24 protein-coding genes are annotated in these 25017 nt (G+C 53.3%); 4 read left to right on the forward strand and 20 right to left on the reverse strand.

The annotated features are described in order from the left end of the window. The 12 genes from asnB to LEP6406_RS0215325 all read right to left on the reverse strand — a co-directional run bounded on the left by asnB (position 1) and on the right by LEP6406_RS0215325 (position 11032). Positions 1-1827 (reverse strand): asparagine synthase (glutamine-hydrolyzing), encoded by a 1827-nt coding sequence (gene asnB, locus LEP6406_RS0215270; RefSeq protein WP_008313750.1) that lies wholly within the window; start codon positions 1825-1827, stop codon positions 1-3. 1 nt (position 1828) lies between these two features. Then, positions 1829-2839: an N-acetylneuraminate synthase family protein gene (locus LEP6406_RS0215275; RefSeq protein WP_008313751.1), complete on the reverse strand. Its 1011-nt coding sequence runs from the start codon at positions 2837-2839 to the stop codon at positions 1829-1831. Between the two features lie 68 nt (positions 2840-2907). Continuing rightward, positions 2908-3483, reverse strand: a complete 576-nt coding sequence (locus LEP6406_RS0215280) for a GNAT family N-acetyltransferase (protein ID WP_225886542.1) — start codon at positions 3481-3483, stop codon at positions 2908-2910. A gap of 141 nt (positions 3484-3624) precedes the next feature. Then, positions 3625-4686 (reverse strand): NAD-dependent epimerase/dehydratase family protein, encoded by a 1062-nt coding sequence (locus LEP6406_RS0215285; RefSeq protein ID WP_008313755.1) that lies wholly within the window; start codon positions 4684-4686, stop codon positions 3625-3627. A 31-nt stretch (positions 4687-4717) separates the two neighbouring features. Beyond that, the gene (locus LEP6406_RS0215290; protein WP_008313757.1) at positions 4718-5869 is read right to left on the reverse strand and encodes a DegT/DnrJ/EryC1/StrS family aminotransferase; all 1152 of its coding nucleotides are present in this window, start codon (positions 5867-5869) and stop codon (positions 4718-4720) included. 24 nt (positions 5870-5893) lie between these two features. Then, positions 5894-6919 (reverse strand): Gfo/Idh/MocA family protein, encoded by a 1026-nt coding sequence (locus tag LEP6406_RS0215295; RefSeq protein ID WP_008313758.1) that lies wholly within the window; start codon positions 6917-6919, stop codon positions 5894-5896. After that, on the reverse strand, positions 6900-7583 hold the full coding sequence (locus tag LEP6406_RS28375) for a cytidylyltransferase domain-containing protein (RefSeq protein ID WP_008313759.1): 684 nt from the start codon (positions 7581-7583) through the stop codon (positions 6900-6902). Before LEP6406_RS28375 ends, LEP6406_RS0215295 begins: the two co-directional genes overlap by 20 nt. A 14-nt stretch (positions 7584-7597) precedes the next feature. Further along, a complete protein-coding gene (locus LEP6406_RS0215305) occupies positions 7598-8863 on the reverse strand; it encodes a nucleotide sugar dehydrogenase (protein ID WP_008313760.1) in 1266 nt (421 codons plus the stop codon). Between the two features lie 296 nt (positions 8864-9159). Continuing rightward, positions 9160-9612 (reverse strand): DUF29 domain-containing protein, encoded by a 453-nt coding sequence (locus tag LEP6406_RS0215310; protein WP_008313762.1) that lies wholly within the window; start codon positions 9610-9612, stop codon positions 9160-9162. Positions 9613-9756: 144 nt separating this feature from the next. After that, a complete protein-coding gene (locus LEP6406_RS0215315) occupies positions 9757-10494 on the reverse strand; it encodes a Uma2 family endonuclease (RefSeq protein WP_008313764.1) in 738 nt (245 codons plus the stop codon). Positions 10495-10533: 39 nt separating this feature from the next. Beyond that, on the reverse strand, positions 10534-10656 hold the full coding sequence (locus tag LEP6406_RS34860) for a hypothetical protein (RefSeq protein ID WP_008313765.1): 123 nt from the start codon (positions 10654-10656) through the stop codon (positions 10534-10536). Further along, positions 10637-11032: a nucleotidyltransferase family protein gene (locus LEP6406_RS0215325; protein WP_008313767.1), complete on the reverse strand. Its 396-nt coding sequence runs from the start codon at positions 11030-11032 to the stop codon at positions 10637-10639. Before LEP6406_RS0215325 ends, LEP6406_RS34860 begins: the two co-directional genes overlap by 20 nt. 226 nt (positions 11033-11258) lie before the next feature. On the opposite strand from LEP6406_RS0215325, the gene LEP6406_RS0215330 reads away from it, so the two are divergent. After that, positions 11259-12011 (forward strand): IS1 family transposase, encoded by a 753-nt coding sequence (locus LEP6406_RS0215330; RefSeq protein WP_081748157.1) that lies wholly within the window; start codon positions 11259-11261, stop codon positions 12009-12011. Here the strand turns inward: LEP6406_RS0215330 and LEP6406_RS35490 are convergent. From LEP6406_RS35490 to LEP6406_RS34355, 7 genes are all read right to left on the reverse strand, one after another. Continuing rightward, positions 11956-12261 (reverse strand): Uma2 family endonuclease, encoded by a 306-nt coding sequence (locus LEP6406_RS35490; RefSeq protein WP_008312887.1) that lies wholly within the window; start codon positions 12259-12261, stop codon positions 11956-11958. The two genes, LEP6406_RS0215330 and LEP6406_RS35490, sit on opposite strands and share 56 nt — an antisense overlap. Further along, positions 12239-12673, reverse strand: coding sequence for a DUF29 domain-containing protein (locus tag LEP6406_RS0215335; RefSeq protein ID WP_008312888.1), 435 nt, complete (start codon positions 12671-12673; stop codon positions 12239-12241). Before LEP6406_RS0215335 ends, LEP6406_RS35490 begins: the two co-directional genes overlap by 23 nt. A 201-nt stretch (positions 12674-12874) precedes the next feature. After that, positions 12875-13651, reverse strand: coding sequence for a Uma2 family endonuclease (locus LEP6406_RS0215340; protein WP_008312891.1), 777 nt, complete (start codon positions 13649-13651; stop codon positions 12875-12877). Positions 13652-13724: 73 nt separating this feature from the next. Next, the gene (locus LEP6406_RS0215345) at positions 13725-14912 is read right to left on the reverse strand and encodes an RNA-binding domain-containing protein (RefSeq protein ID WP_008312893.1); all 1188 of its coding nucleotides are present in this window, start codon (positions 14910-14912) and stop codon (positions 13725-13727) included. Positions 14913-14917: 5 nt separating this feature from the next. Next, the gene (locus LEP6406_RS0215350) at positions 14918-16732 is read right to left on the reverse strand and encodes an ABC transporter ATP-binding protein (RefSeq protein ID WP_008312894.1); all 1815 of its coding nucleotides are present in this window, start codon (positions 16730-16732) and stop codon (positions 14918-14920) included. Positions 16733-16767: 35 nt separating this feature from the next. Next, positions 16768-17556 (reverse strand): PD-(D/E)XK nuclease family protein, encoded by a 789-nt coding sequence (locus tag LEP6406_RS0215355; protein ID WP_008312896.1) that lies wholly within the window; start codon positions 17554-17556, stop codon positions 16768-16770. A 159-nt stretch (positions 17557-17715) separates the two neighbouring features. Next, entirely contained in the window at positions 17716-18165 is a 450-nt protein-coding gene (locus LEP6406_RS34355) for a hypothetical protein (protein ID WP_008312897.1), read from the reverse strand. Positions 18166-19026: 861 nt separating this feature from the next. Here LEP6406_RS34355 and LEP6406_RS28380 point away from each other — a divergent pair. Continuing rightward, the gene (locus LEP6406_RS28380; protein WP_008312898.1) at positions 19027-20109 is read left to right on the forward strand and encodes a CIA30 family protein; all 1083 of its coding nucleotides are present in this window, start codon (positions 19027-19029) and stop codon (positions 20107-20109) included. Between the two features lie 102 nt (positions 20110-20211). On the opposite strand, the gene LEP6406_RS0215375 is transcribed toward LEP6406_RS28380, so the two are convergent. Continuing rightward, entirely contained in the window at positions 20212-21075 is an 864-nt protein-coding gene (locus LEP6406_RS0215375; RefSeq protein ID WP_008312899.1) for a peptidoglycan-binding domain-containing protein, read from the reverse strand. Between the two features lie 13 nt (positions 21076-21088). On the opposite strand from LEP6406_RS0215375, the gene LEP6406_RS0215380 reads away from it, so the two are divergent. Then, a complete protein-coding gene (locus tag LEP6406_RS0215380) occupies positions 21089-22009 on the forward strand; it encodes a hypothetical protein (RefSeq protein ID WP_008312900.1) in 921 nt (306 codons plus the stop codon). Between the two features lie 425 nt (positions 22010-22434). Continuing rightward, positions 22435-24990, forward strand: coding sequence for an HD family phosphohydrolase (locus LEP6406_RS0215385; RefSeq protein WP_008312901.1), 2556 nt, complete (start codon positions 22435-22437; stop codon positions 24988-24990). Positions 24991-25017 lie beyond the last annotated feature (27 nt).

Genomic DNA, 25017 nt, shown 5'->3' on the forward strand with positions numbered 1-25017 from the left:
TCAAGCAAATTCCTCCAAGAAAATCTTGGCATTCAGAAAATAAAATAGGAACTTACTTTGGCTATTGGGTAGATGGGGCTGGCGAATCAACTGTTCAATGGGCTCTCGATGAACATGATCAAAAATGGGACTATCGGCCAGAATTTGATCGCGCACTTGGGAGTCATTGACATCGAGATAATCAAAGATCGGCACGTTGAAGCCCACCTTACGGGGATTATCCACCACAGCATCAGGAGCTATGCCTCGCACAGCTTCCCGTAGCACTGCTTTAGCTTTGCCATCCCGAATTAAATGGCGGGTAGGAATCGACTGACACACTTCAAATAAGCGCCGATCTAAGAAAGGCGATCGATTTTCCACGGAAAAGTACATGGCATTGAGATCATCCTCGTGCAATATCGGTGGCACTGATTCATGGAAGAGTTCATTATTCATCCGATTGCGAAGGACAACCGCGCTGTACTGCTTTTCTTGAAAGGCGTCTTGCCAGGGCGTTTTCAGAAATCCAGCAAAAGTGGCGGCATCCAGATAAATGTGATCTCGCCGAGTCGGATCCTTAATAAAACAGTCGGGATCTTGCAGTACGGGATTGCGAACAATGGGAGCTACCACCCGCCGCCAATTTTCTCGGGCTTGACCTTGGGCCAGTGGATCAGCCTGTAGCGCCTGAAGATAGAAATTCTGATGGTCAAAATAACCACTAAAAAGCTCATCAGCCCCAGTGCCACTAACGGAGACCCGGTACCCAGCATCTGCGATCGCGGCCATCAATTGCCACTGGGCATAGTAGGTAATCGTACAAACGGGCGCGTCGTGGTAGCGAATCAAACGTCGCAGATTAGACAGGAACTCCCGATGATCTATGGGAATTTCGGTATGGCGTAACCCCAGCTCCTGAACCGTCGTTTCTACCAGATCTCGCTCTTCGTAGCGAGTATCGGTATTCATAATCGTGAAACCATGGACCTGGTAGTTGAGCTTGCGACTTGCGATCGCAATCAGGGCATTGGAATCAACTCCCCCACTCAGGCAAAATGCAATCGGGACATCGGCTCGCAGCCGCAACCGGACCGAATCCACCAGCACCGCCTGGGTAGCCGATACAGCATCCTCAAAGGATAGACTCTCTTGGTACTGATCAAAGGTGGGGTGCCAGTAGGATTGGCTCTGGTGGTGACCCGCTGGATCAATTTTCAGCCAGGTTCCAGGCTGTAGTTCCTGGAGCCCGACAAAGAAGGTTTCTCGGGGTTTATAGAGTGACTTATAGCCATTGACCAAATACCGATAGAGATGGTCAGTGTTAATCGGCAACTTACGACCCAACAAGGCAAAAATAAACTTGGGCTCAGAACCAAAGTAAATGCCCGTCTCATCTTCAAATAGATATAGGGGCTTCTCGCCAAAGCGATCGCGACAGAGCAGTAGACCACTGGCATCTAGCCATGCAAACGCCCACATCCCCTCACAGTCATCGATTTTCTCGGAGCCATAGCGGGACAACAGCGTTGCCAAAACCTCTGTGTCACTCTCTGTGGCAAAACCCTCCCCAAGCCGGGTCAATACCTGGCGAAGTTCTAGATAGTTATAGATCTCTCCGTTAAAACAGAGGTGCCCTTGTCCCCGCAAAAAGGGTTGATTTGCTCTGGAATCCAGGTCAATAATCCGCAGTCGCGAATGGAGTAGATAGCCATGACGATCCCCTCCCAAGCTACGCTCAATCCAGTTATGTCCATCCGGCCCGCGCCGCCCCATCAGTGACAAACACTGTTCTAGGCGCGATGGTGAAAGGGATTGGGTGCCGTAATAGCCCGCAATGCCACACATCCTAGGCCACCATCTCCGCAGTCAACATTTCACCTTGAGCTACCGCTTGCTGCAAACAGCGCCCCAATAAAGCCGCTTCCTGTCCCGGCGATAACCCCCCCCCCGGACGCAACCACTCTAAGTCTTCAAGGCCAATCACATGACCCGCTGTCAGGGAAGTTCGAGCCACAATCGATCGCCGTGCCGCCGCCGCGACAGGTAATTCTGCGTCTTGAATCGTTTTTACCCCATTCCCCAAGATCGCCTGAACCCGCTGAACCTGCTGTACTAATTCGGCCATCTCATTGGGATCTGCTGACAGGGCATGATCTCGGAAATCAGACTGGGTTTTAGATAGAGTGAAGTGCTTTTCGATCACCCGTGCCCCCAGTAGCACTGAAAAAATAGCGGCTTCAATTCCCAGGGTGTGGTCTGAATACCCGACTATCTGTCCCGTTTCTTGAGCCAAAGTTTGAATTGCCCCTAGATTTGCTTGTTCTAGGGGAGTCGGGTATGCCGAGACACAATGGAGTGGGATCAGCGTAGATTGAGTACCGTGATTCTGCCAAACCGTTTCTATGACTGCGATCGCCTGCTTAACATCGGCAAGATAACTCATGCCGGTGGAAAGTAAAACAGGCTTTCCGGTGAGTGCGATCGCCTCCAATAGCGCCCAGTAATTATTGTCTCCAGAGGCGACCTTAAAAGCTGGTACCAGGTCATCCAGCCAGGGAACAACCTCCGGTGCAAAAGGGGTAGATAAGAACTCAACCTGAGCCTTGGCGGCAGTTGCCGCTAAATTCGCAAACTGATCCGGGCTAAAGGCAAAACGGCTCAGTTGTGATATCCGTGCCGATTGGCTTTTAGCAACGAGCCTTTCAGGGATAATAGTCTGAAACTTAACAGCCTGAACTCCGGATGCGGCGGCAGCATGAATCATTTCCTGAGCAAGCTGGATGTCGCCCTCATGGTTATTGCCAATCTCAGCAATCACAAAAACATCTTGCTCAAGACTATGACGACCGATTTTCACTCCGATACCTCTGTCGCTTTTTTGAATTAGGGATGACTTATACAGTGAAAAATTACCGCGAAAAATCCTTAAAGATGGAGATGCAACACATAAGCTGCCCGTTCAACTCGAAATCCCAGATCCAGATATAGTTTAAGCGCAGGAATATTGGCCACCTGAGTGCCCACCTGCATGGTTCCCGATACTCCTAGACAAGTATTGGCCGCATGGGTGATCATGGCTCGTGCCAATCCCTTGCCCCGATGGCTAGGGGCAACGGCCAATAAATCAATGATTAATGACTGGTCTTGGCCCTGCAAAAGTTGCAAAAAGCCAACCACTTTGCCTTGGACTTCTGCGACCACCATCCAGTCTCCCCGTTGGCCAGCAAAAAAGTTTTTGGCCCAAGCCGCTTTAATCCGATTGGCCAATACGTTTGAAATTTTGGTATCCAGATGAAAGCGGCTAACCTCAAAAGACTGAGCTGCTATGGCCGTTACTTGATCCTCATCCTCGGCCCTTGCCAACCGACAACCCTCAGAAACCCCATCAGACACAAACCGGGGCTGACAGCGTAACTGAAGATTCGTATCAATTAGACGAAAGCCAAGCTGCTCTAAGTGATGCAGCTTTTTCAGATGCTTGACACCAACCTTAGCATCCACAAAAGCAGCCCCAGAGGGCAGCATTTCTGGGGAAAGGAGCTCCATGGACGAGGGGACATGATAGGCCGGACATCCCAGCAAGCTACCCAGCCAGGGATCCCCTAACAAAGCAACCAACGTCATTGAGCTGGTACTAGGCAATTATTCGTTGACCTGGGGAAAGGCTGTGACGTGGGGAGTTGTTTTCACCCGCTCAAATAATTCTCTGTACCACTGAATATAGTGGCGGTAGCCCACCTCAAGGGGAAACTGGGGCTCGTAACCGATCAGTTGACGGGCTTTATTCACATTTAGAGTGCCCCGCTCCGGCATTAGGGAGTCTCGCTCTTGATACTGAACTTCAATCCCTGGAAATTCATCCTTGATAATGCCAGCCATATCATTTAAGGAGCGCCCTTGGCCAAAGGTCATGTTGAAAATTTGATTCTTAGCCTCGGGGTGGGTAATGCAGCAGCAAATACCATTCACTAAATCCCCAATATAGGTGAAGTCCAAGCAGTCAGTCCCATCCCCTTTGATGACTAAGCCCTGACCCCGCATAGCATTTTCGATGAAAATCTGACCCACCCGACGGCTAATGCAGCGCTCCCCATAGAGGGCAGAAGGGCGCACAATGGTATAAGGCAATCCAAACACCTGATTGTAGGCAATGACTAACTTTTCCCCGCCAAATTTGAGGGCACCATAAATTCCTAGGGGATTACATACCGTTTCTTCATCCACAGCATCGCCCTCAAAATTGCCATAGACCATGCTGGAGGAGAAGTAAATGAAATGCTCTACCTTAGAGCGAGAACTATCCAGAGCATTTTCTAGGGTGCGAAAGCTATGGTCAAAGGTGTGGTAAGGATCTTTATTGGAACGGCTGGCATGGGAAACTGCCGCCAACAGAACAACAACATCAGGTTTTAACTGACTAAACAGCAAACCTAGGCGGAAATAATCCCGCGCATCCTCAACATGAACTGGAATATCCGCCGATCGCAAGAGTTCCAAACGTTCGTTGAGAATACTCAGGTAAAGCTCCCGTTCCGCCAGGGTATTCGTGGCAGTGTACAGGGAGAGCAGGTTATTCACCTGAAGGCCGTCCACAATGGAAACTTCGGCCCCCCGCCGCTTCAGTTCCAGCGCTAAATTATGACCAATAAATCCCGCGCCCCCGATCAACATGACCCGGCGACCTGCAATCTCAATCAAACTCATGCCTTACAATCCAGCCCACTTAATAATTCGGTCAAAATAATCCAGTTAGAATGGCACGCAGCCCATCAGCAATGGTCACCATCTGCTCAGGCTGAAGATGAGGCCCAACGGGCAGAGCAATTAACCCATCACTAATCCTGGCAGCATTGGGATAACGGCTTTCGTCGTAGCCATACTTTTCTCGATAATAGGTCATCCGGGGGACAGGCTGCGGGTAATACACACTCGATCCAATGCCTTGCGCCTTTAATTGGGTGATGATAGCTGGACGCTTTTCCTGAATTGCCTCATCCAGCAAAGCCCCTAAACAGTAGTGGCAACTGTGGCGATGGCTGTCCATCGGTTGGGGCAGTACCCGTAGGCCCGGCACATCTGCCAAAGCTATGGCCAAGGCGGCAAAGTTTTCAGCCCGTTGCTGCAAGAAACCAGGCAACTTTTTGACCTGCTCAATGCCGATGGCTGCATGAATCTCACTCATGCGGTAGTTAAAGCCTAGGGCTACCGTGTCATAGACTCCAGGCACCTTGCGTTCTCCATGGGTGCGATCCACACCAAAGGCTTTGAGCAGCCGTAAGCGTTGGGCCAGTTCCCCATCTCGCAGAATGATTATGCCCCCCTCAGCGGTGGTCATGTGTTTGACCGGGTAAAAGGAGAATACTCCGGCATCTCCCCACAGGCCCACATGCACTCCATCCACCTTGGCCCCAGGGGCAAGGGCACAGTCTTCTAGAAGAAACAGATTATGACGGCGAGCGATCGCCACCACTTGGGGCATATCCACTGGTACCCCCAGGTAATGCACTACGGCAATGGCTCGGGTTTGGGGGGTAATGGCAGCTTCAATCGCAGCAATATCAATATTGCCCGTTGCCTCTTCCGCATCGACAAAGACCGCTTTGGCCCCGGTGAGCTCTACCGCATGGGCAGTAGCCACATGGGTCTGGGCCGGAACAATCACTTCATCCCCCGCCCCTAGGCCCAGGGTGAAATAAATCAAATGCATTCCCGCCGTGCAAGAAGATACGCTGACGGCATGGGGGGCCGCAGTAAAGGCGGCAAATGCCTGTTCAAACTCCGTGGCACGAGGACCATGGACGAGGATTGGCCCGGCCAGTACCTCCATGACAGCGTTACGCTCTTCATCCCCAATCAAGGGTTTGCCAAATGGAATCACGTCACTCATAAATTAAATCTTCAGGGCCAATATTTAGGGTGTCAATTGCCAGTCATAATTCACGGGCTCTGGCTGGTGCGATGCCAGGGAAGCTTCAATGGCTAAGGCTACTGCCATGGCCTCTAACACCTCCTCAGCAGTGACATCAGGGGATGTCCCATCTAGGACAGCTCGGACAAAGGAGGGGAGCATATCCCCTTTGGCTGTACCAGGATACCCATCCGTCACAGCTTCCATAGGTTGACTCGGATCCCGTGAAGTCAGATAGGCCGCGCCCAAGTGGCTCTGAACAAACGAGCCTGATGTCCCATAGACACAGAGCTTATGGTGATGGGGAGTCACGGAGGCAAAATTAGCAGTGACTTTTGCCTGGGTACCATCCCTAAAGTTCAGTAACGCCACCACAAAGTCAAAGTATCGAAAGCTTGTCTCTGCAGTAGCTAGTTTGTTACCCCAGGCAAACACTCGTTCTACCCGCTTCTGGGTCAACCAAAGGAGCAGATCAATTAGATGGATGGCTCCGCCGTGGACAACAGAGTAAAACGGGATTTTTCCCCGCCAACCGTTGACAATCTTGTGCAAACGACCATAGTCATAATCTCCTTCTAGATAATAAACCTGACCCAAATCACCCCGGAGAATTCGTTCTCGTAATTGGATGAATCGAGGGGTGCGTCGGAGAATCAGATTTGACGAGAGCTTTAGATGAGGGTTTCTAGCTAGGGCGGTGGTAATGGCGTGAAACTCTTCTGGAAAGAGACAAAGCGGTTTCTCAACAAAAACATGTTTACCCTGGTCAAGGGCCATGACCACCTGTTCACAGTGGACATTATCGTAGGATGCAATAGAAACAATATCAATATCGGGATCTTTCAGGACGACTTGAGGGTCAGAAGCAAGGTGCCGCCCAGGGGAACGTGCGCCCACCTCCTGTAACTTTTGAGCGTCAAGGTCACAGAGAGCAACGACCCGACACCGGGGATCCGCTTCATAGCCAGAAATATGGCGCTCCCCTACCCCCAGACCAATGATGGCGGCGTTAAGGTGCGATCGCGCCATGTAGCTGCTCCCTCAGGGTCACTAACTCTCGCCATCCTCCGGGTTTCCCTACACAAGTTTGAATCAGATTTTGCATGTGTTCATAGTCATCCCAGGTATCCACAGACAGTTGAACTGCTGCGGCCTCTAAGCCACTGGAAAAGTTAACAATGTGGAATTGATCAGGATTCTGGTAGTAAACCTGAGTGATATGCTCTCGCTCTGATAAGGGTACTTGAGGCCAAGCCCTGAGGAAAGGACGGCTACGAATCACCTCTACTGATTGCCCCTTAGGAAAACTTCTGGGAAAGACGTTAGTGACCAAATCACAGTCATGATCGTGGTAAAGGGCGATCGCCTGATCCACCAAGGCCGGATCGATCAAGGGGCTATCCCCACAAACTCTCACAAAAGCATCCGCTCGCCGAGCCGTAACTACCTGACAGAAACGGGTAGCCACATCATTCAGGGAACCCCGATACACTTCAACTCCTAACTGCTGACCATACTCAGCCACGGGATCATCCGTAGTGGCATCTGAAGTCGCCAGCACAACATTAGAGAGTAATTCACACTGCTGCAAGCGCTGTACCGTCCATCCTAATAAGGGGAGATGGGCTAATGGCTTTAGGACCTTGCCTGGTAAACGGTGGGAAGAGAAGCGGGCCTGGATGATTGCCAACATTGCGATCGCAATCCCTAGGCTCGATAGTACTTGTCTGGGTATTGCTTGAGCAGACCGCGCGTATCCACGATGGGAGCCCCCAGGTCGGAGAAATTATATGATCTGAACTCACTGTGGGCAGTGACCAGCAAGTACAAGTCATACCCTGGTTCAAAAGGCACCGATTGTCGTCCCGCATACTGGGCGTGTTCCCGTGTTTTGGGAATCACTGCTATGTAAGGGTCGTGGAAAAATGCCTGGGCTCCCCGTTGCTCTAGTAACTCCATCAGACGATAGGCAGGAGATTCACGATCGTCTTCAACATCCGGTTTGTAGGCCAAACCCAGCAATAAAATTCGAGCGTTTTTAACAGCCTTGCCTTCAATATTGAGGGCATTCACCACCTGCTCCACCACGTAGGCAGGCATCTGTTGGTTAATTTCCCCAGCCAACTCAATAAAGCGGGTGTGCTGTCCAAACTCCCGTGCTTTCCAAGTCAAATAAAAGGGATCAATGGGAATGCAATGCCCTCCCAATCCAGGCCCCGGATAAAAGGGCATAAAACCAAAGGGCTTAGTTTTAGCCGCTTCAATCACTTCCCAGATATCAATTCCCATGGCCCCATAGACCATTTTCAATTCATTTACTAAGGCAATATTAACCGATCGAAAGATATTCTCAGTTAGCTTTGTAGCCTCCGCCACTCGGCAAGATGAGACAGGTACTACGGTCTCTACGACCCGCCCATAGAGAGCTTTGACACGTTCTAAGCACCGAGGGCTATAGCCCCCCACAACCTTCGGAATCACCTTCACTTGACTTTGAGGATTACCAGGATCTTCTCGTTCCGGTGAATAGGCTAGATAAAAATCTTCGCCCGCCAACAACCCTGAGCCTTTCTCTAACACTCGCCGCAGTTCTCCTTCTGTCGTGCCGGGATAGGTAGTAGACTCTAGCACCACCAGCATTTCAGGCTTTAGCCAGTTTGCTATGCTTTCCCCAGTCTGGAGTACATAGGAAATATCTGGTTCTCGATGGCGATTTAGAGGTGTCGGCACACAGATAATCACCGCTTCACAAGCGACAATTTCGGAAAATTCTACCGACGCTTTGAATCGTCCAAGCTTAACCGCTGCTTGAATTCTTTCTGATGGAATATGTTTAAAATAAGTACGCCCTTGACTTAATAAGTCAACTTTAGAAGTATCAATGTCCAGCCCCAGTACAGATTCGCCGGCTTCCACAAAAGTCAAAGCTAGGGGCAACCCTACATATCCCAGTCCAATAATTGCAACAGTCATTATCGATAGGTTTACAGCTTGAGCATATCAGATGAGCAATTTTCAGTTCGTTAGACCCATTTACCGGAGATGATCCCAGCCACTAAGCAGCCAAAACTTTGTCAAGGCAGAGGATGAAGTTGGCAAGAATTAGCAAATATATAGCAAAAGAGTTAAGGCAGCCAAGCTTCATACAAAACTTGCTCAAGGGTAGCGACAGACTCCTCCGGAAAAATATCTAAAGGTATTTTGTCTTTTTCTAACGACGAGGCAGAGCCTGGGAACTAGGAAAGAAGCAGATCTGACTGAACTCATGCTTAATGATCAATAGGCCGAGAATCCGGCCAAAAATCTTCACTCAAAACCTGATTCAAGGTAAACGGACAATCTTCAGGAAACTGCCCATCCGGCAAATCCGTTTCTGCGATCGCCAGATCCCGACCCTCCGGCCAACTCTCCAGCATTGCCTCCTCCAAGCGAGCCTTCAAGCCAGGATTTCGTCGCAGCAACTTAGCGATCGACGTTCTTTGCACGCGAATCGTCGCCCGCCAACTGTTCGTTCGTTTCCAATGCTGAACTTGCCACTTCAGCAAATGCGCGATCAACTGAGCCAAACGAGACTCCAACTGATCATAGTGGCGATTTCCCAAATCCTCTAACTCCTCTAGCAGATGAGGTAAGTCCAACTGCCCAAATTGGCCCTGACGCAGTAAACTCGCCTGCTGAAAGGCCCAACTATAAAAATCTTGCTCGTAAAGCGTGTCCGCCATAACTCTCACCTCCTTTCATTGGCAAGCCCTATGCTAAACACTGTTGCCAGCCAGCACCCAGAGATTGTAGTCGGCCTACAGAGGGCATAGAGGGCTTGGGCCTGATGCCTTAATTCCATTGACATTGCTCAACTAAGCGCCAGTCTACAACTCCAGCCCCGCCTGCCGTAAACGCTCCCTCAGCCGCCCATTCTCCTGTTCCGCAGCATCAGCCCGCTGCTTTTCTTGCTCAGCAGGGGTCAACAGCCAATTGCCATCCGAGTCATACCAGCGCAGCCACCGCCGCTCCACCCCTTGATAGCGCCCCTGCCACAGCCCCAAACCCAGTTCTGCTTCCTTCAGCCATACCCCTTGGCCATCTAGTTCCAGGGGCCGATACTCCGTCATCATCAAGCCAAACGCCTGAAACTCATCCGTATAGCGGTTAAACACGAAATAATACGGAATCCGCAGCACCTGCTCGTACACCGTCCACTTATTCGGCGGCTGACTTGCCTCCCGTAACGTCCGGCCCAAATCCTCCTTTTCAGTCCCCGGCGACAACAACTCCACCACCACAAACGGGGGGATCCCCTCCTGCCAGGTGACATAGCTCAACCGCAACTCTGTGCCCCCATAGAGCCTAGGCACCCCCAACACCCCAAACCAATCCGGGCGCTTATACCATTGCGAGTGCCTAGGGTCGTAATAGAGATTCAAATCACTGGCAGCAAACACCTCGTCGTCAGGGTAAGCAGGCGGGCGAAACGTTAACCGCAGTAGCTCCGGCTGAAGCAAATGAAACTCGTCAGGCAAGCCCGGCTCCCCCACTACTTCACTGGGCAGATCGTACATCGTCGGCAGCACCTGCCTAGGCGGCAACGGCGGAGAATTTTGAATCATAAAACAACCGCATATCGAGACAGTGGGGTGATTTTAATTTTAAGCCAAGGGCTTCCCCGCCTGCACTTGGCCAATCTCATTCGCCAACCGCATCAACCGCTGCCGTTCCATCTGGATATCAGACATCAGCGCCCGCAGCCCTTCAGGGGTGAGATTGGTCATACATCATCTCCCCAGTTGCCATCACCCGTTGATAAAAGTGGGGCTCCAAATCCTCTAGGGGCTTGAGATCAACCCAACGGTTCGTCACCTGATTGACCGCTGCTAATGCCTCAAAAAATCGTCCCGGCTCAATCCCCGCCACCGCTAGGTCAATATCCGAGACCTCCGTAAACCGCTGCCGTACTAGGGAGCCAAACAGAACGACTTGGGTGGCATTGAACTGCTCCACTAACAGATCTGCAATCTGTGCCGCCTGGGATCGGGCTTCCGCCGCTAGCGCCGATCGCTGCACCTGCTGACGGCGATTGTGCTCTTGCCAATAGCGCCGGTACTTATCCACCGGATGCGGCTGGGGTAGGTTGTTCATTTCAGCCATTGCCCAATGCTTGATGGGCTTCAGACCTTATCCCTTCTTGCAACACCGCCAACACCCGCTGCATATCCCCCCCTAGCAGCGACCCCACCGCCAGCCACAACCCCGGAAACACGCAACTCCGCAAAATTCCTAGCTCGGTAGTGGATTAGTGTAAAGGATAAAGAAAAACAAGGTGTCACCGTCCCATTCTTTAGATTCTGAGGGAGTAGGATCCATGACCATCGAGATGACCTGTCCAACCTGTGGGTCTCACGACATCTCAAAGAACGGCACTACCAGGCGCGGAAAGCAAAACTACAAGTGCCGAGACTGCAATCGTCAATTCGTAGAAGATCCCCAGTGGAAGCCGAAAGACAAAGACACTCGGAGTTTGGTCGATCTGCTGCTGTTAGAGAAGATCCCCCTAGCCGGCATCGCCAGAGCCACCGACGTCTCTGATAGTTGGCTACAAAGCTACGTCAACGCTTGCTATGAGGCAGTGCCAAAAGCGGCAGAGGTTGTCCCCAAGGCCAAAGGCAAGCTGAAAGTGCAGATGGATGAGCTGTGGTCATTTGTCGATAACAAAGGCAACAAGCAGTGGGTCTGGCTGGCGATCGATGCAGACACCCGAGAAATCATCGGCTGTCATATCGGCGACCGCTCCAGAGAATCAGCCATTGCCCTATGGCAGTCCATCCCGGCTGTATACCGACAGTGTGGCCAGATCTACACCGACTACTGGGAAGCCTACGTCAGCGTCATTCCGAGCAAACGACATTTTGCTGTTGGCAAAGATAGCGGCTTGACGAACTACATCGAAAGACTAAACAACACCCTGAGGCAGCGGATTTCTCGGTTAGTGAGGAAGACACTGTCCTTTTCCAAGAAGCTAGAGAATCACATCGGCGCGATCTGGACGTTCATCCATGACTACAATCGCCGAGTCAGAGAGAAGCTGGCAGCAAGGGAAGAGCCCATGGTTTCCTCTGTCCTTTACTAAAATGCACTACCCCTAGCTCATCCGGCTGTTGCAGCCCATAGTCTCCTTCCTGCAACTGATACCAGCGAAAGGCTTGCTCCTGCATCAACCAGACCAAATATTCCCGCACTCCATTACGCCGATAGGCCCGCAATTTATCATGGAGATCATACGAAGCACTGCTGGCCGCAATCTCCACAATCAACTGCTTCCGCGTCAACCGCTCCCGATCCATCTGGTCTGATTTCCTAACTGGGATAAAATTCTTCATCCATCAGTTGCTCCCACAGATAGGGACAACGCTCCGGAAAACAAGTCACCACCAACCCCGTCTCCTTCGCTGCCCCCTTTCGACCATACTTATAACCCGTCTCCACCGCTGCCTCTAGGCGACTGCGCAACCCTGGACTTTCTTCCAATAGCCGCTCAATCTGTAGTCGCTGCTTATCAATAGAGAGCCGCCAACTGCGGGATCGACGAGTTGACTGGTACTGCCACTTGAGTAAATGCAGCGTCAACTGCTCCAAAGCAGACACCAACGCCCGATACTCACTGCGCCCCAAATCGGCTAGTTCCTCAATCACATTGCCCCAGTCCACCTGATCAAACCGCCGCAGGCGAAGCAGTTCCGCCTGTTCCAGAGACCAGGTGTAAAAGTCTTGCTCGTAATTGGTTTTGGCCATCCCCCACCTCAATTCTCTAGATCCCCTCTGGATCGACCCCACCGCCAACCACGATCCCGGCAACAACTGTAACTAATCAACCGTTTTGGCTACTTACTATCTTTCCAGCCAAATCCTGACTTCGACCCGCTAAGAGCTTCATCAACACTAAATAGGGCAGTGTAATCAGTCGATTCGTATGGAGATCGGCAAGCTTTTGGGTCATGAGGGTTGCGATCGCTCTGGATCAACGCCCAGCGATCGCAACTGAGCGGCTAATTGCTCCGCCCGCTGCCGCTCCACCTCCAGAGCGGCCTGGGCTGCTTGTACCCGTTGGTGCTCCTGCACCAACCGCTCACTTCCCCACAGCAGCAGATCACCTGAGGCATCCCACCATCGTAGCCAAGATGCCGTCGTCTCCGCCTTCTTGCCCTGCCAAGTGCCTAGAAACAACCCAGTTTCCTCCAGCCAAAAGCGATGGTTCTGATCTGGCTCGATCTCCTCGTAGTGACCGGGACCAAGACGATACACATCGAGCTGCGCCGTCTTAGGATGGAAAATCACATAGATAGGCACCTTGAGAATTTGCTCATAAAAGTACCACTTGCCGTAGGGGTAATAAGGGTTGATCGAGTATTCTCCCCCCTCAGCCTCCGAAATAAACTCCATCACAATGGCCGGGGCTTCCCCCTCTAATTGGGGGGTATAGCTGCGCCGCACCTCCCCCTCTGGAATAGGCTTGACGACCGGCACGTATACCCAGTCCGGGGCTTTAACAACGGTCTTGCCCTCAACCGTACTGCATAGGCCAAAATTAGAAGCAATTAAGCTGTCGGACGGGATTAAATCAGCCAGCTCCAGCGCCTCCCGCAGCGCTGCCGCCAAGAGGGGCTGTAGATCACTTTCCACCGGATCATCAGGAAGAATAAAGTCTTTCGGTAAGGGCTCCCAAGTGACCTGGGGCAAAGATTGAATCGAAACCCCTGGGACAATAGTCATGGTTTCTTGTTCCTAGCGCCAGATTGATGCGATCCCCGTCAAGACTCCAGATCCTGCAAGTGCTCCGCCCGCATCAATGCCTGACTCGATCATAATCTAGGCTAAGCTGATCGCGATTGGTAAGGGCAACGCCAAAGAAGTCAGAACCATTGTCAAAATGGGGGGCGGGTAAGCCTTGCTCCTGGTAATGCTTCAGCACTTTGGGCAGGCCGCGACCCAGTCGATCCATGAGGCCATAGTCTTTCAGGAGTTGGGCGATCAGGGGATTGCGGTAGTAAGAGACCCCAGCTAGGGCGCGATCGAGGTTGAGGGTATTGGGTAGACTGCCAGGGGAGAAGAGTTCCAGGCGATCGCGAAACAGGTGGAGGCGAATTCGTTGACCAAAGATAGACCAATCCCGGTGAGCAAAGCTATTGACTAGAAGTTCGCGAATGACAAAAGGTTCGTAGTCGGGCACATCGTGACGGTGGGTTTGGTCAGCGTTAAAGACGGGACGGTGGCGAGAGTTCCGACGGACAAAGGCCAGACCGGCTTGAATCGATTCTGGGATGGTTTCAGTTAGGGTGAGGCTATCCAACAGGGGGGCGGTGACATCGCTACCGTCAAAGGCATTCAGTTCTAGGCCCGCCTGGGGCAGGGTTCGGCTGGGTTGGCGACCAAAGAAGAGATTACCTACCACCGTCAGGGCACCTTCGGCATCCATGAGTTGTAGGTTATAGAGCAAACGGGTGGGATGGGGCTCATCCTCAAGATCGCGAAGCTCTCGGCAGTAGTAGCCCCATTTGAGCGGATCGAGATCGGCAAGCTCGGTGCCGGGTAGAGAAGAAATTTCAAAATGAAACTGAGCACCCTCCTGGAGGAGGCGGATCAGCTCTTCCTGGGTTGGTTCAATGGCGACGGCACCGGCCCGAATATAGTAGCGATTGCTGGACTTGACCTTATAGGGTTTGTGGAGGCCCGAGTCTACAGTGATGATTAAAACTTTTTTGCCCTGGTGAGCAACCGTAGTGAGATCGGGAATCAGGGAGGGGGTAATGGTGTTACGGCAGATTTGGATAATTTTATCCATCCAGGCAGGGATGTCTTCAACCCCAGTGATTGTACGGTCGTCGGCAACACCAACGAGAACTTGCCCGCCTTTCATGTTGGCAAAGGCAACAATTACTTTAGCTAGACTCTCGTTACGAACGGGGGTTGTTTTGAACTCAACTCGGGAGTTTTCCCCCGATTCTACTAGGGTAAGGAGATGTTCAGGGGACATTACGGTCAAGGGGTGGGCAGGTAGCTGCGGAAAGTTTCTGACTGGTGGATCAATTCCTGAAACGTGCCTTGGTGAACGACCTTGCCCTGGCTCAGCTCAAAAATACAGTCGCACTTTTCCACCGTGGTCAAGCGGTGGGCAATTAGAATAATGGTGATCTGGCGACTGAGGCCGTGGATCGCCGCCATCACCTCCCGCTCCGTCAGGTTATCCAGAGCACTGGTGGCCTCATCAAAGACAATGACCGAAGCTCGCTTGTAGAGGGCACGGGCAATACCAATCCGCTGGCGCTGCCCCCCACTGAGACGAATGCCTCGCTCCCCCACATAGGTGTCGTAACCGGCGGGTAAATCCTCTACGAAGGCGGCAATTTGGGCTAGGTGGGCCGCTTTTTGGACCTGCTCGAAATCCACCGCCGCCGGATCCACCCCAAAGGCAATATTCTCCGTAATTGACCCATCACTGAGGAAAATACTCTGGGGCACATGGGCTACGGTGCGCTGCCAAGCCCGCAGGGATTCCCCCGTCAGGGGCACCCCATCGGCCCGCACCTCCCCCCGTTGGGGGGTTAACAACCCCAGAATGATATCCGCCGTTGTGCTTTTGCCACTGCCGGTGCTGCCCACGAAGGCCACCGTGCGATTGGCGGGAATTTCTAGACAAAAGTCTTGAAGCACCCAATTGCGATCGCCCCCTTCCCCATAGCCAAACCAGACCCCATTCAAGACGAGGGACTGTTTCAAAGGCAACGGGGGCGGGGCCGGTTGCAGCAGAATCGGATCAATCGGCCATTGCAGGGCCGCGATTACCCGTTGCAAAGACACCTCAGTGCCGCGAATTGCGGTGATCGAGCCAAAGCAACCCTGTAAAGCGGGTAATAATCGGTTTGCCCCCAAGGCTAGGGTGCCGAGGACGGGGACAATGCGATCCAAATCCTGACTCTGATAGGCCAAGACGGTGGCCAAGGCAGCAATAAAGGCCATGGCCACCGTCTCGATCAAATACCGGGGAGATTGACCAATGAATGTGGTCGATGCCGATGCCCGGCGCAGGGGCCGATCGGCAGTGCGATAGCGGGCCTCAAAGACCTCCTGGCTGCCATCTAGGAGCACTTCGCGAATGCCCCCCAGACCCTCTTGGAGGGACTTGACTAACAGACGGCTGAGATCCGATACCAGGCGGCTGTTCTGGGCTAGCTTCCGTTTACTAAACCGCAATAGGAAGAAGTAGGCCGAACCTAAAAATGTGGCGGCGGTGAGGGCAATGACCGGATCTATGGTGATGAGGGCAAATGCGATCGCGATCACCACCAAGCTATTGGTCAGCAACATCAGGGTATAGGGCAGTATTATCGAGCCCACTTGACCGACATCACTGGTAATCGCCCCAATCAGCTCACTGCTGTTGTGGCGCACATGGAAGCTATAGGGCTGAAGCAGGGTGCGATGGTAGACCTCCTGGCTCAGGTCAGTGGCCACCGCCGCCGAAAAAAACTGTTGGGTGCGCAAGGTCAGTAGGCGCAGACCATTGGAGATAACAATGGCCAAGGCAAAGCCAATCCCTACCGCCACAACTATTTGGGGAACGGCGGTAATGCTCAATAGGGCAAAAATGGGCTGGAGCCGAGGTTGAGCCAAAAGGGCAGGGGCATTACTCAGGGCCGCCAAGAAGGGCAGGGCTGACCCCAGGGCCACCATCTCACTCAGAGCCGAGATTGCCATCAACACCCCCATCAATAGCAACTGCCGCTGACGGCGGCGGGGCAGCAGTTGATACAGTTGCCACAGACTAGCAGCAAGAGAATCTGGGGCTACAGTCACTCCCTAAACCTCATGACCTTCTGCATTACGTTACGTTAAGACTCCTCACTCACAATCGGCTTCAAGGGGGCGAGGGTTTCTACCGGGACGATATCGCTATTGCTATAGACCTCAATCCCCAATCGGGAGGCGATGGGCTGGGCCAGAGGATGCACCATGGGAGAAATCACAATCTTGCGAGTAGCCCGACGCTGGTGATGCTTTTCGTAAAATTCAGTCTTCCGCAGAAAAGCGTAGAGGTCGGCCTTACTGAAGGAGGATTTGATCTCACAGAGGAGCAAGTCACCATTTTTGATGATGATGTCCAGCTCCACCTGATCGGGACGACCAAAGACCTCCCCCGCATCATCGTATTCCGTCACATTTAGCACCTCGACTCCAAAGGAGTCCTCCAGAATACCCTTGAGGGCGTTACGGAAGGCGTTTTCGGCAGAGATGCCCCAGCGGGCACCGAGAGCGCCCACAGTGCCGTCGTGCTTTTGCTTCAAATCACGAATCTCCGCCAGCATCTGGCGCAGTTGTTCCTGATTTTCATCCCACTTGCGGTTTTGCTCTTGCCACTTGCGGGCTTGCTCTTCGCGATCGCGCTCCCGTTCCCGAGCCTGTTCGTCCCACTTGCGAGTTTGCTCTTGCCACTTGAGAGCTTGCTCTTCGCGATCGCGCCTTAACTCATCCAGAACCCGGTCAAAGCGACTTTCCGTTTCAGTCCGCCCCGCAAAGTACCCAGAAACTGAGCGCAGCACAAGGTCTCGCACCTCAGTATCCTGCTGAAGTAGGGATGGTAGGCTCTGTTTCAGCAGCGCCTTGAACTGCTCATCGGTCATGATATCGACCCTTGATCGAATACTCTACAGGGGTGCGCTTCGTCCACAGCCCTTACGTTAGGTATCTGCGGGTACCTTATTTTCCTGCGAATCCCTTATCTAAGTTTATTCGTCCATTGTAGCGGTGCCCGATTCCAGGGCACCGCCTACCTAAGCTGCCTACATAAACCGAAAATCCTTGACCCCATTGAAGTTAGTCATGCGGGCCTGACGGCGGGTGAAGTCACTGACGGAAGGATTACCCCGAGGATGAATCACCTTGGTAGCCTGCTCCCAGAGATAGACAGGAGCCAGCTCGGCCTCATAGGCGCGGTCTCCTACTCGCCGCACATGGTACCAGCGGGTTTCATTACAGTCATCGCACCAAAATGCCTCCAGCCATTCCCCCTCTAGGAGCACCGCACCGTGGGTAGCCACCACCAAAAGGGAGGCTCTACGGCCCATCCCCCGATCCTGGAGTTGCTCGGCAAACTCAGCATAGAGGGGATACTTCTGGCTGACACTATGGACTAGACAGCCATGTTCGGGACAAAAAATGGCTCGGCGCTTGGATCGCTTCCGATTTCGGTCACACCTTCTCTGCAATACGGCCCCTCCGTCGATGCCCATGAAGACTCCATCTGTGGGAAGAAGGTTGCGGTGGAGGGACTGAGATCATTTAGACCATCGAAGCCCACTCCCGCAGAAGTATGAATCTCTAGTAGATTTCATCCTCTGCCTGAATATGTCATATTATTGTATTAAGACCATACCTCAAAAATCACTTTTTTAAGATGTAGATCTAGTTTAGATGAGATCCAAATTGAATACATCTAATGTAATTGAGGATTTCCCATCCTTAAATTAACCATTAAAATCCTTGACCTGAGACTAGTGGACTAGCTTCAAATTGACACCAGCCTACAGTAAAATCATCTTCTTCAGCCTAGCTGAGTCGTTGAAATTAAGGGTGAGATAAGAGTCTACCCCATGGAAAACTTGTTTTACAAAATCTCCAAACCAGACCCATGGAAAATGATCCTACGCAATACACCATCATTGCTGCGGTTCATTTTACACCCTATGTAACTAAAATAGGTTCATTGACTGGGGTTGATCTCACTTTTGCAAACTTATGGCCATAGCCCCACTCTGCGGGAAGAGCAAGCTCTACATCCCCCACCCCCCTGCTCCCAAGGAGGGAGCAGGGGGTGGGAAAGTCTTGTCCGGCCTCCCCTCTCCCATTTTTGGGAGGGGACTGCATAGCCTGACGGCATTCAAGAAAGGCTTGGCCTGCCTGATAGGGCTTGGGGACGAGGGCCAAGATGTGGATACACAGTAGCCCAGGGGGGGAGGCTCGGGCTTCGACGTGAGACTTCGACGTGGGACTTCGGCGTAAGCTCAGTGGAGCGCTCAGCCGAACGGTGAGGGGGCGAGGTGTACCACTATCCACAAGCTAGCTACCGTAGGCTGATCAAAAATCCTTAGCCCATGTGGAATCCCTATCGTTTTGTCGAAACTCTGGCTTTTTTTGGAGAGGTACCGTTTCTTGGCAACTTAGCTTGGCTGCAATCTATGTTTGGTCTTGACTTGCCCGCTGCCCCCGAGGGTCATCTACTCCCGCCTGACCCCGCTGTTGTGCTAATCGGAAATGGCGACCACGGCCAACTCCTTCAAGCGTTGGCAGCGTTGGGAGTGCCGGTACGATCTATCCTGGACATTCCCTCTAGGGGCTGGGTGAATACGCGATTGGTGCTGGTGGATCGAGAAGAAGGTGTTTCTACCCCTAATCTGTCGGTTTTGCTGGCTCAATTACAGGACCAGTCTGCCAGTGTGGCAAGGCCGCTGTTGGACTTTACCCAAACCGATTCAGAGCGGATGGCCCTAGTGTGGGGAGCGGTGGATGATGGAGTTATGGGGGGGGTGAGTCAGAGCGGAATGACCCTAGGAGCGTCGCGGTGGGGGCGGTTTGCCGGGATAGTGTCCACCGCCAACTCTGGCGGCTTTGCCTCTGTTCGCACTCGGAATTTTGAGCCTCCCTTTGACCTGACGGGTTGGCAGGGGATTCGGTTACAGGTGCGGGGAGATGGTCAGCGCTACAAGCTGATTCTGCGGGGCAGTCAGGGCTGGGATAGCTTGGCCTATTGCGCTTCCTTTGATACGGGGGCGAATGGGGAAACTCAGGTAGATGTCCCCTTTGCTGCTTTGCAGGCTACCTTTCGTGCCCGAACGCTGCCCAATGAACCGCCTTTAGATCTGAGTTGCGTGAGGGCATTGCAACTCATGCTGAGCAAGTTTGAGTATAACGGGGCACTGAATCCCCAGTTTCGAGTAGGGCCTTTTGCTCTGGAGATCGCCGCGATCGCGGTTTATCGTTTGGCCCCAACCCCAACTCTGGTGGCGATTGCCCATACCCCCGACCAAGCCACCGCCTATGAGGCCCAATTAGCAGAAAGTGGGGTGCCCTATCGAGTTGTGATGGCTCCCCAGGGTCGGTCCTTGCCCCGGACACCTCTAGCCCCGGACAGGGTCACCGATTGGGCGCGACACATCCTGAATCTAAGCAATCCCTAGTACTCGTAGATGGGGTGAAACGAAGGGTCACCCAACAGCGGTGGGCTAGGTTGGGTTCCGCTAGCGCTGCACCCAACCTACAAATTGAGGCTTGGCAGAGCCCTAGGGGCGGAGTAAGGCTTGCCAAGTGGAAGGGCCGATGATGCCATCGGCGATGAGTTGCCCCTGACGCTGAAATGCCTTTACTGCTGCTTCGGTCTGGGGACCAAAGACACCATCTAAGGCCCCCCGATAGAAGCCTAAGCCCTGTAAACGTTCTTGTACGCGGGTCACGGCAGGGCCATGCATCCCCAGGCGTAGAACGGGCAAATCAACGGGTTGGGTGAAGGATGCTGGGGTCGGAGTAGTAGAGGGGGATGCCTCGGACACTGGGGGGGTAGAGTCTGGCGGTTCTGAAGGTGAAGCAGCTGTCTGCTGAGTCTCTGCCGGAACAGTGGCGGTGGGCGGCGACAATTCACTGGAGGGGGTTGGGAGCAGCCGGTTCCAAGTAGCAGGCCCCACAATGCCGTCGGGGGTCAATGCCGCCGCCCGCTGAAATTGCTCCACCGCTATTTGGGTGGTGGGCTGAAACTGGCCATCAATGGGGCCTGAGTAATACCCCAACAGGGTCAACATTCCCTGCAATTCTCGGACAGTAGTCCCCTCACTGCCCAGACGTAGGGTGGGGCGCTCCACTGGACCCTCCACAATGACCTCTGTTTCTACTTGGGCCAGGGTAGAGGAGGACCGATCTGATAGGACTAACTCCCTGGCCAGAATCGGGGTTGCAGTCCCCCAGGGAAGCATTAGGAGGAGGGCTATCCATCCCCACTTCAGCCCATGGACTAAATTCAGGTTGAACGTCAGTTTCGCAGGCTTTAGGGCAGCCCGTTGGGATGAGGGCCGTTGGTTCTGCCCTAAAAATCGCCTGACACTGGATTGGGGATGGGTCATGGCGCTGAGATCATGGCAGTGAGAGTCTTTCATGACATAGACTACCTTGGATCTGGAAAATGGGGATCTGGAAAATGGGGATGCCGTGACCATAGGTTTCTGTCGATTGAGTCAGTTCAAAGCCCTACTGGTGGGGCTGGTGGTAGCTGACGCTGCTAGCCATGGCGTCTTCCGGGATCCCAGGCTACGTCCTTGCCCACAGGCCCAGCAGAAAGATCTTCAGCAGGAAGATTCCCGGCAGGCAAATTTCCATCAAGAAGATTTTTTAGGTCTAAAAGAAGATCTAAAAAATCTCAAGTCGCTGTCTTGGAGACAGAATCTGGTGATGGAAGCCCATTGGACCATTGCCATTGCCCAGGGTCTTGCCCTGGCGACCCCGCCCCTACAGCAGGGGAATTCCCTAGAAGTCATTGCCTTAGTGCCCACTATGCTACGCCATTTAGACGAGCCACAGGTGGGGGCACAGGTGCTGGCGGGGCGCTGTAGTGGGGAGGCTACAGCGGAATTCCGGGCAGGGGTGCAAGGTCTCTACCAGGGATTGAGATCGCACTTAACCCCCAATGTTCACCAGTTTCCCCTAATACCCCAGTCTCCCTGGCCCCCTTGGGACCAGGCATTCACCCTTTTTCAGGCCAGTGGCGGTGACTTTACCCTGACTTTGGCCCAGAGTCTACGGCAGGCTAGTGATCCCGTAGTTCCCCTATTAGCTGCTCTCCTGAGCACTGGACAGCGGGGCTTAGGGACTATTCCCATTCCCTGGCGACAGGCCATCGATCGGGGGCTCAATTATCGATCCAATTGGGGACCAGATGGCGGACAGACTCCCCCCTCTAGCCTCCAGCAACGATGGCATCTCCAGGGGGAAGCAGAGATTTTGGATCTTGCCACGGGTCTTTGGCAGGCTTGGGCCGGCATCATTTCAGGGGGATCCGATGTATGTTTACCAATTCCCTCTCGACGCTCTTAGCCCAGAGTTTTTACGGAAAGCGGTCATCTTAACCGGAATCTCCCTAGGAAGATATCCGGGGCACAGAGGGGGCGGATTGTCATCATCAGTGGGCAAAACCGAGTGATTATAATGGCTAGCAGGTTCTTCAGTAACTTTCCCCAACCCCTCCTGCCGGGAGCTTGCCCGGATATTTCATGGGCACAACTAGGGGCTGTGGACAATCAAAGCCAGATTCCTTGCTATAGAGCGGTTACAGCCCCTAGCTTGATGCCTTAGGGCGTGGTCATACCTACCCCGCAAGGGTTTTCCCGTTAATTGTCTGCACGCCCTAGAGCATCCGTAGAAGCTGCCCAGGATTACGGCACAGGTGGGTCCGCCTAGAGGGTGGTGGTGCAGTGGTCAGAACTATTGTGGGGCAATCGCCACAGCAGCGTTGGTGAAGTATGAAAGCAGGATGGTGGCAAATTAAAGGGCTGGAACATTGGCGCAGACGACTGAGACGGTCCTGGCATCGCATTAGTCAAGTGGCTCACTTGGGCCATCAGCAACTGCCACGCCTAGGACTCAATCCCTTGGCTCCCCTACCGGGGCCACTGCCAAATCCAGAATTTGTCTCCCTCCCTCAGGTGCCCCCCGTACGACAGCGACGACAACAACGGGGTCGTCGAGATCGATTGAAGGCGGCGGTTGCTATCTGTCTAGCGGCCATTGTCCTGGCGACTGCCTTGGGACAGCGTTTCTATCGCCAGCCTGAACTTCGGGTTGAAACTGTTGCTCCTACAACGATCTCGGCTCCTAGGGATGCCTCCATAGAAGATAGAGAAACAACGGAAGCCGATCGCACCGCTGCACGCACTGGGGCCAAGCCAGTCCTCGTGCCTAACCCGGCCAAAAATGCCAGAATCCAAATCGCCTTGGACAAGCTGATCGATCAAGCCACCTTGCTCCGACAGCAGGCTGGAGAGATCCCCTTTTTGCCTACGGATCAGCTTTCCACCAATGCCCAAACCTATCTCCGTCAAGCCACTGCTGAGGAATGGGAAACTATTCGCTCCCTATCAGCCTTGGATTCACCCAACAATCCACCCGCTTTAGAACAACTACGGCAGGCCGGGAGCCCCTTTCGTCAGTTGCTACCCCGCCAACAGCAGGCGGTACGCGAACTGTTAGTCTATCGCCAGAGCCGGACGCCGGCAGATCGCAATGCCTTGGTCATTCAAATTGAAAATGTGCGATCGCGCTATCGCCAAACCCGACAAGATCTGAAACTGCTGGCCGCTGCCGAAGGCCAAACCCTATCGGAAGATAGCAGTTTCCTGGATTTATCTGATGCTGACTGGGAAACCACAAAACAGGGGTTGCGACGAGCCCTGCACCGCATGCTACTCCAGGGAATTGCCCAGGGCATCCCCTCAGATATTCTCCAGGAAGCTAGCAAACTTCAGGTTCGCCACACGGTGCCCCCTGCCGCCGAAGGCTTTGCCATGGTCACCCTTGCCTCAGTGCTAGAGGTTAACCTAGAACCCCATCCTGAACGCACTCGCCAAAAGGCGGAGGATGCGGCCCAGCAGGTGCCCCCTGCCATGGTCAATATCAAGGCAGGGGAAATCATTGTGCGGGAGGGAGAAATCATTGACCGGTCCGCCTTTGTTCTATTGGATGAATTTAATCTCAGCCAGCGACGACTCAATCGCTGGGGGCTGTTCCTCTTTGCCTTATTTATTACCGTAGGCATTGGCCTATTTCTGTTGGCAGAACGCCACGTGCGTCCAGCCCTACGCCGTTGTGACTATGGCCTTGTGCTCTGTATGGTGTTGGGCATGTCGGGGTTGAATGTTCTGGGGGTGGCGGTGTATAGTTTGCCCGCTATTGGTCTCCTCTTGGGCAGTTTCTACGGAGGTATCCTTGGCACCACCGTTGTGGGTCTCGTGGCCATTGCTTTTCCCCTTGGCACCCACCTCAGCACCATTCCCCTAATCGCCAGCGCTACGGGAGCCGTGGTGAGCAGCATGATCGCTCCCCGACTGCGATCGCGCGAGGAACTCGCCTTATTAGGCATTGTGGCAGGTCTATTCCAGGCAGCTACCTACCTGATTTTGACCTGGGTGCTCAACCCCTTTAACCAAGTGACCTGGTACTTCCCTATTACCGAAGCCGCCAAACAAGGGGGGTACGGTTTAGTCTCCAGCATCCTGGCCCTGGGACTGAGTCCCTACCTCGAACATGTCTTTGATCTGGTCACCCCAATTCGGTTGGCGGAGCTGTCTAATCCCAATCGCCCCCTCCTCAAGCGCCTATCTGCCGAAGCCCCCGGCACCTTTCAGCACACCGTCTTTGTCGCCTCCCTCGCAGAAGCCGCTGCCAAAGCCCTGAACTGCAATGTGGAACTGGTGCGAGCCGGCACTCTCTACCATGACATTGGTAAAATGCACGATCCCCAAGGCTTTATTGAAAATCAGATGGGGGGACCAAACAAGCATGACACCTTGAATGATCCTTGGCACAGTGCCAGCATCATCAAAAAACATGTGAGTGAGGGCCTAGTTATGGCCCGTCGCTGTCGCTTGCCCAAGGCGCTCCAAGCCTTCATTCCAGAGCACCAAGGAACAATGCTGATCAGCTATTTTTACCACCAAGCCCAGAAACAGGTCGAATCCTCCACTCTGGATCCTATCAATTTCAACACCCCGTCCCCAGTACAGGAAATGGACTTTCGCTACGACGGTCCCATTCCCCAATCGCCGGAGACAGGCATTGTCATGCTGGCGGATTCCTGTGAGGCAGCGCTGCGATCTCTCAAGGATGCCACCCATGAAGAAGCCCTAGCGATGGTAAACCGCATCCTCAAGGCCCGCTGGCGCGATCAACAACTCATTGACTCTGGCCTGACCCGCGAACACATGGCCTTAATTGCCCAGGTTTTTGTGCAGGTGTGGGAGCAGTACAACCACAAGCGTATTGCCTACCCCCAGGCTAGTTTGCGGCCCATTATGGGGTGACGGTGAGCGGATTCCAGATCAGGGGCG

Source organism: Leptolyngbya sp. PCC 6406 (assembly GCF_000332095.2).
Lineage (GTDB): Bacteria > Cyanobacteriota > Cyanobacteriia > Phormidesmidales > Phormidesmidaceae > PCC-6406.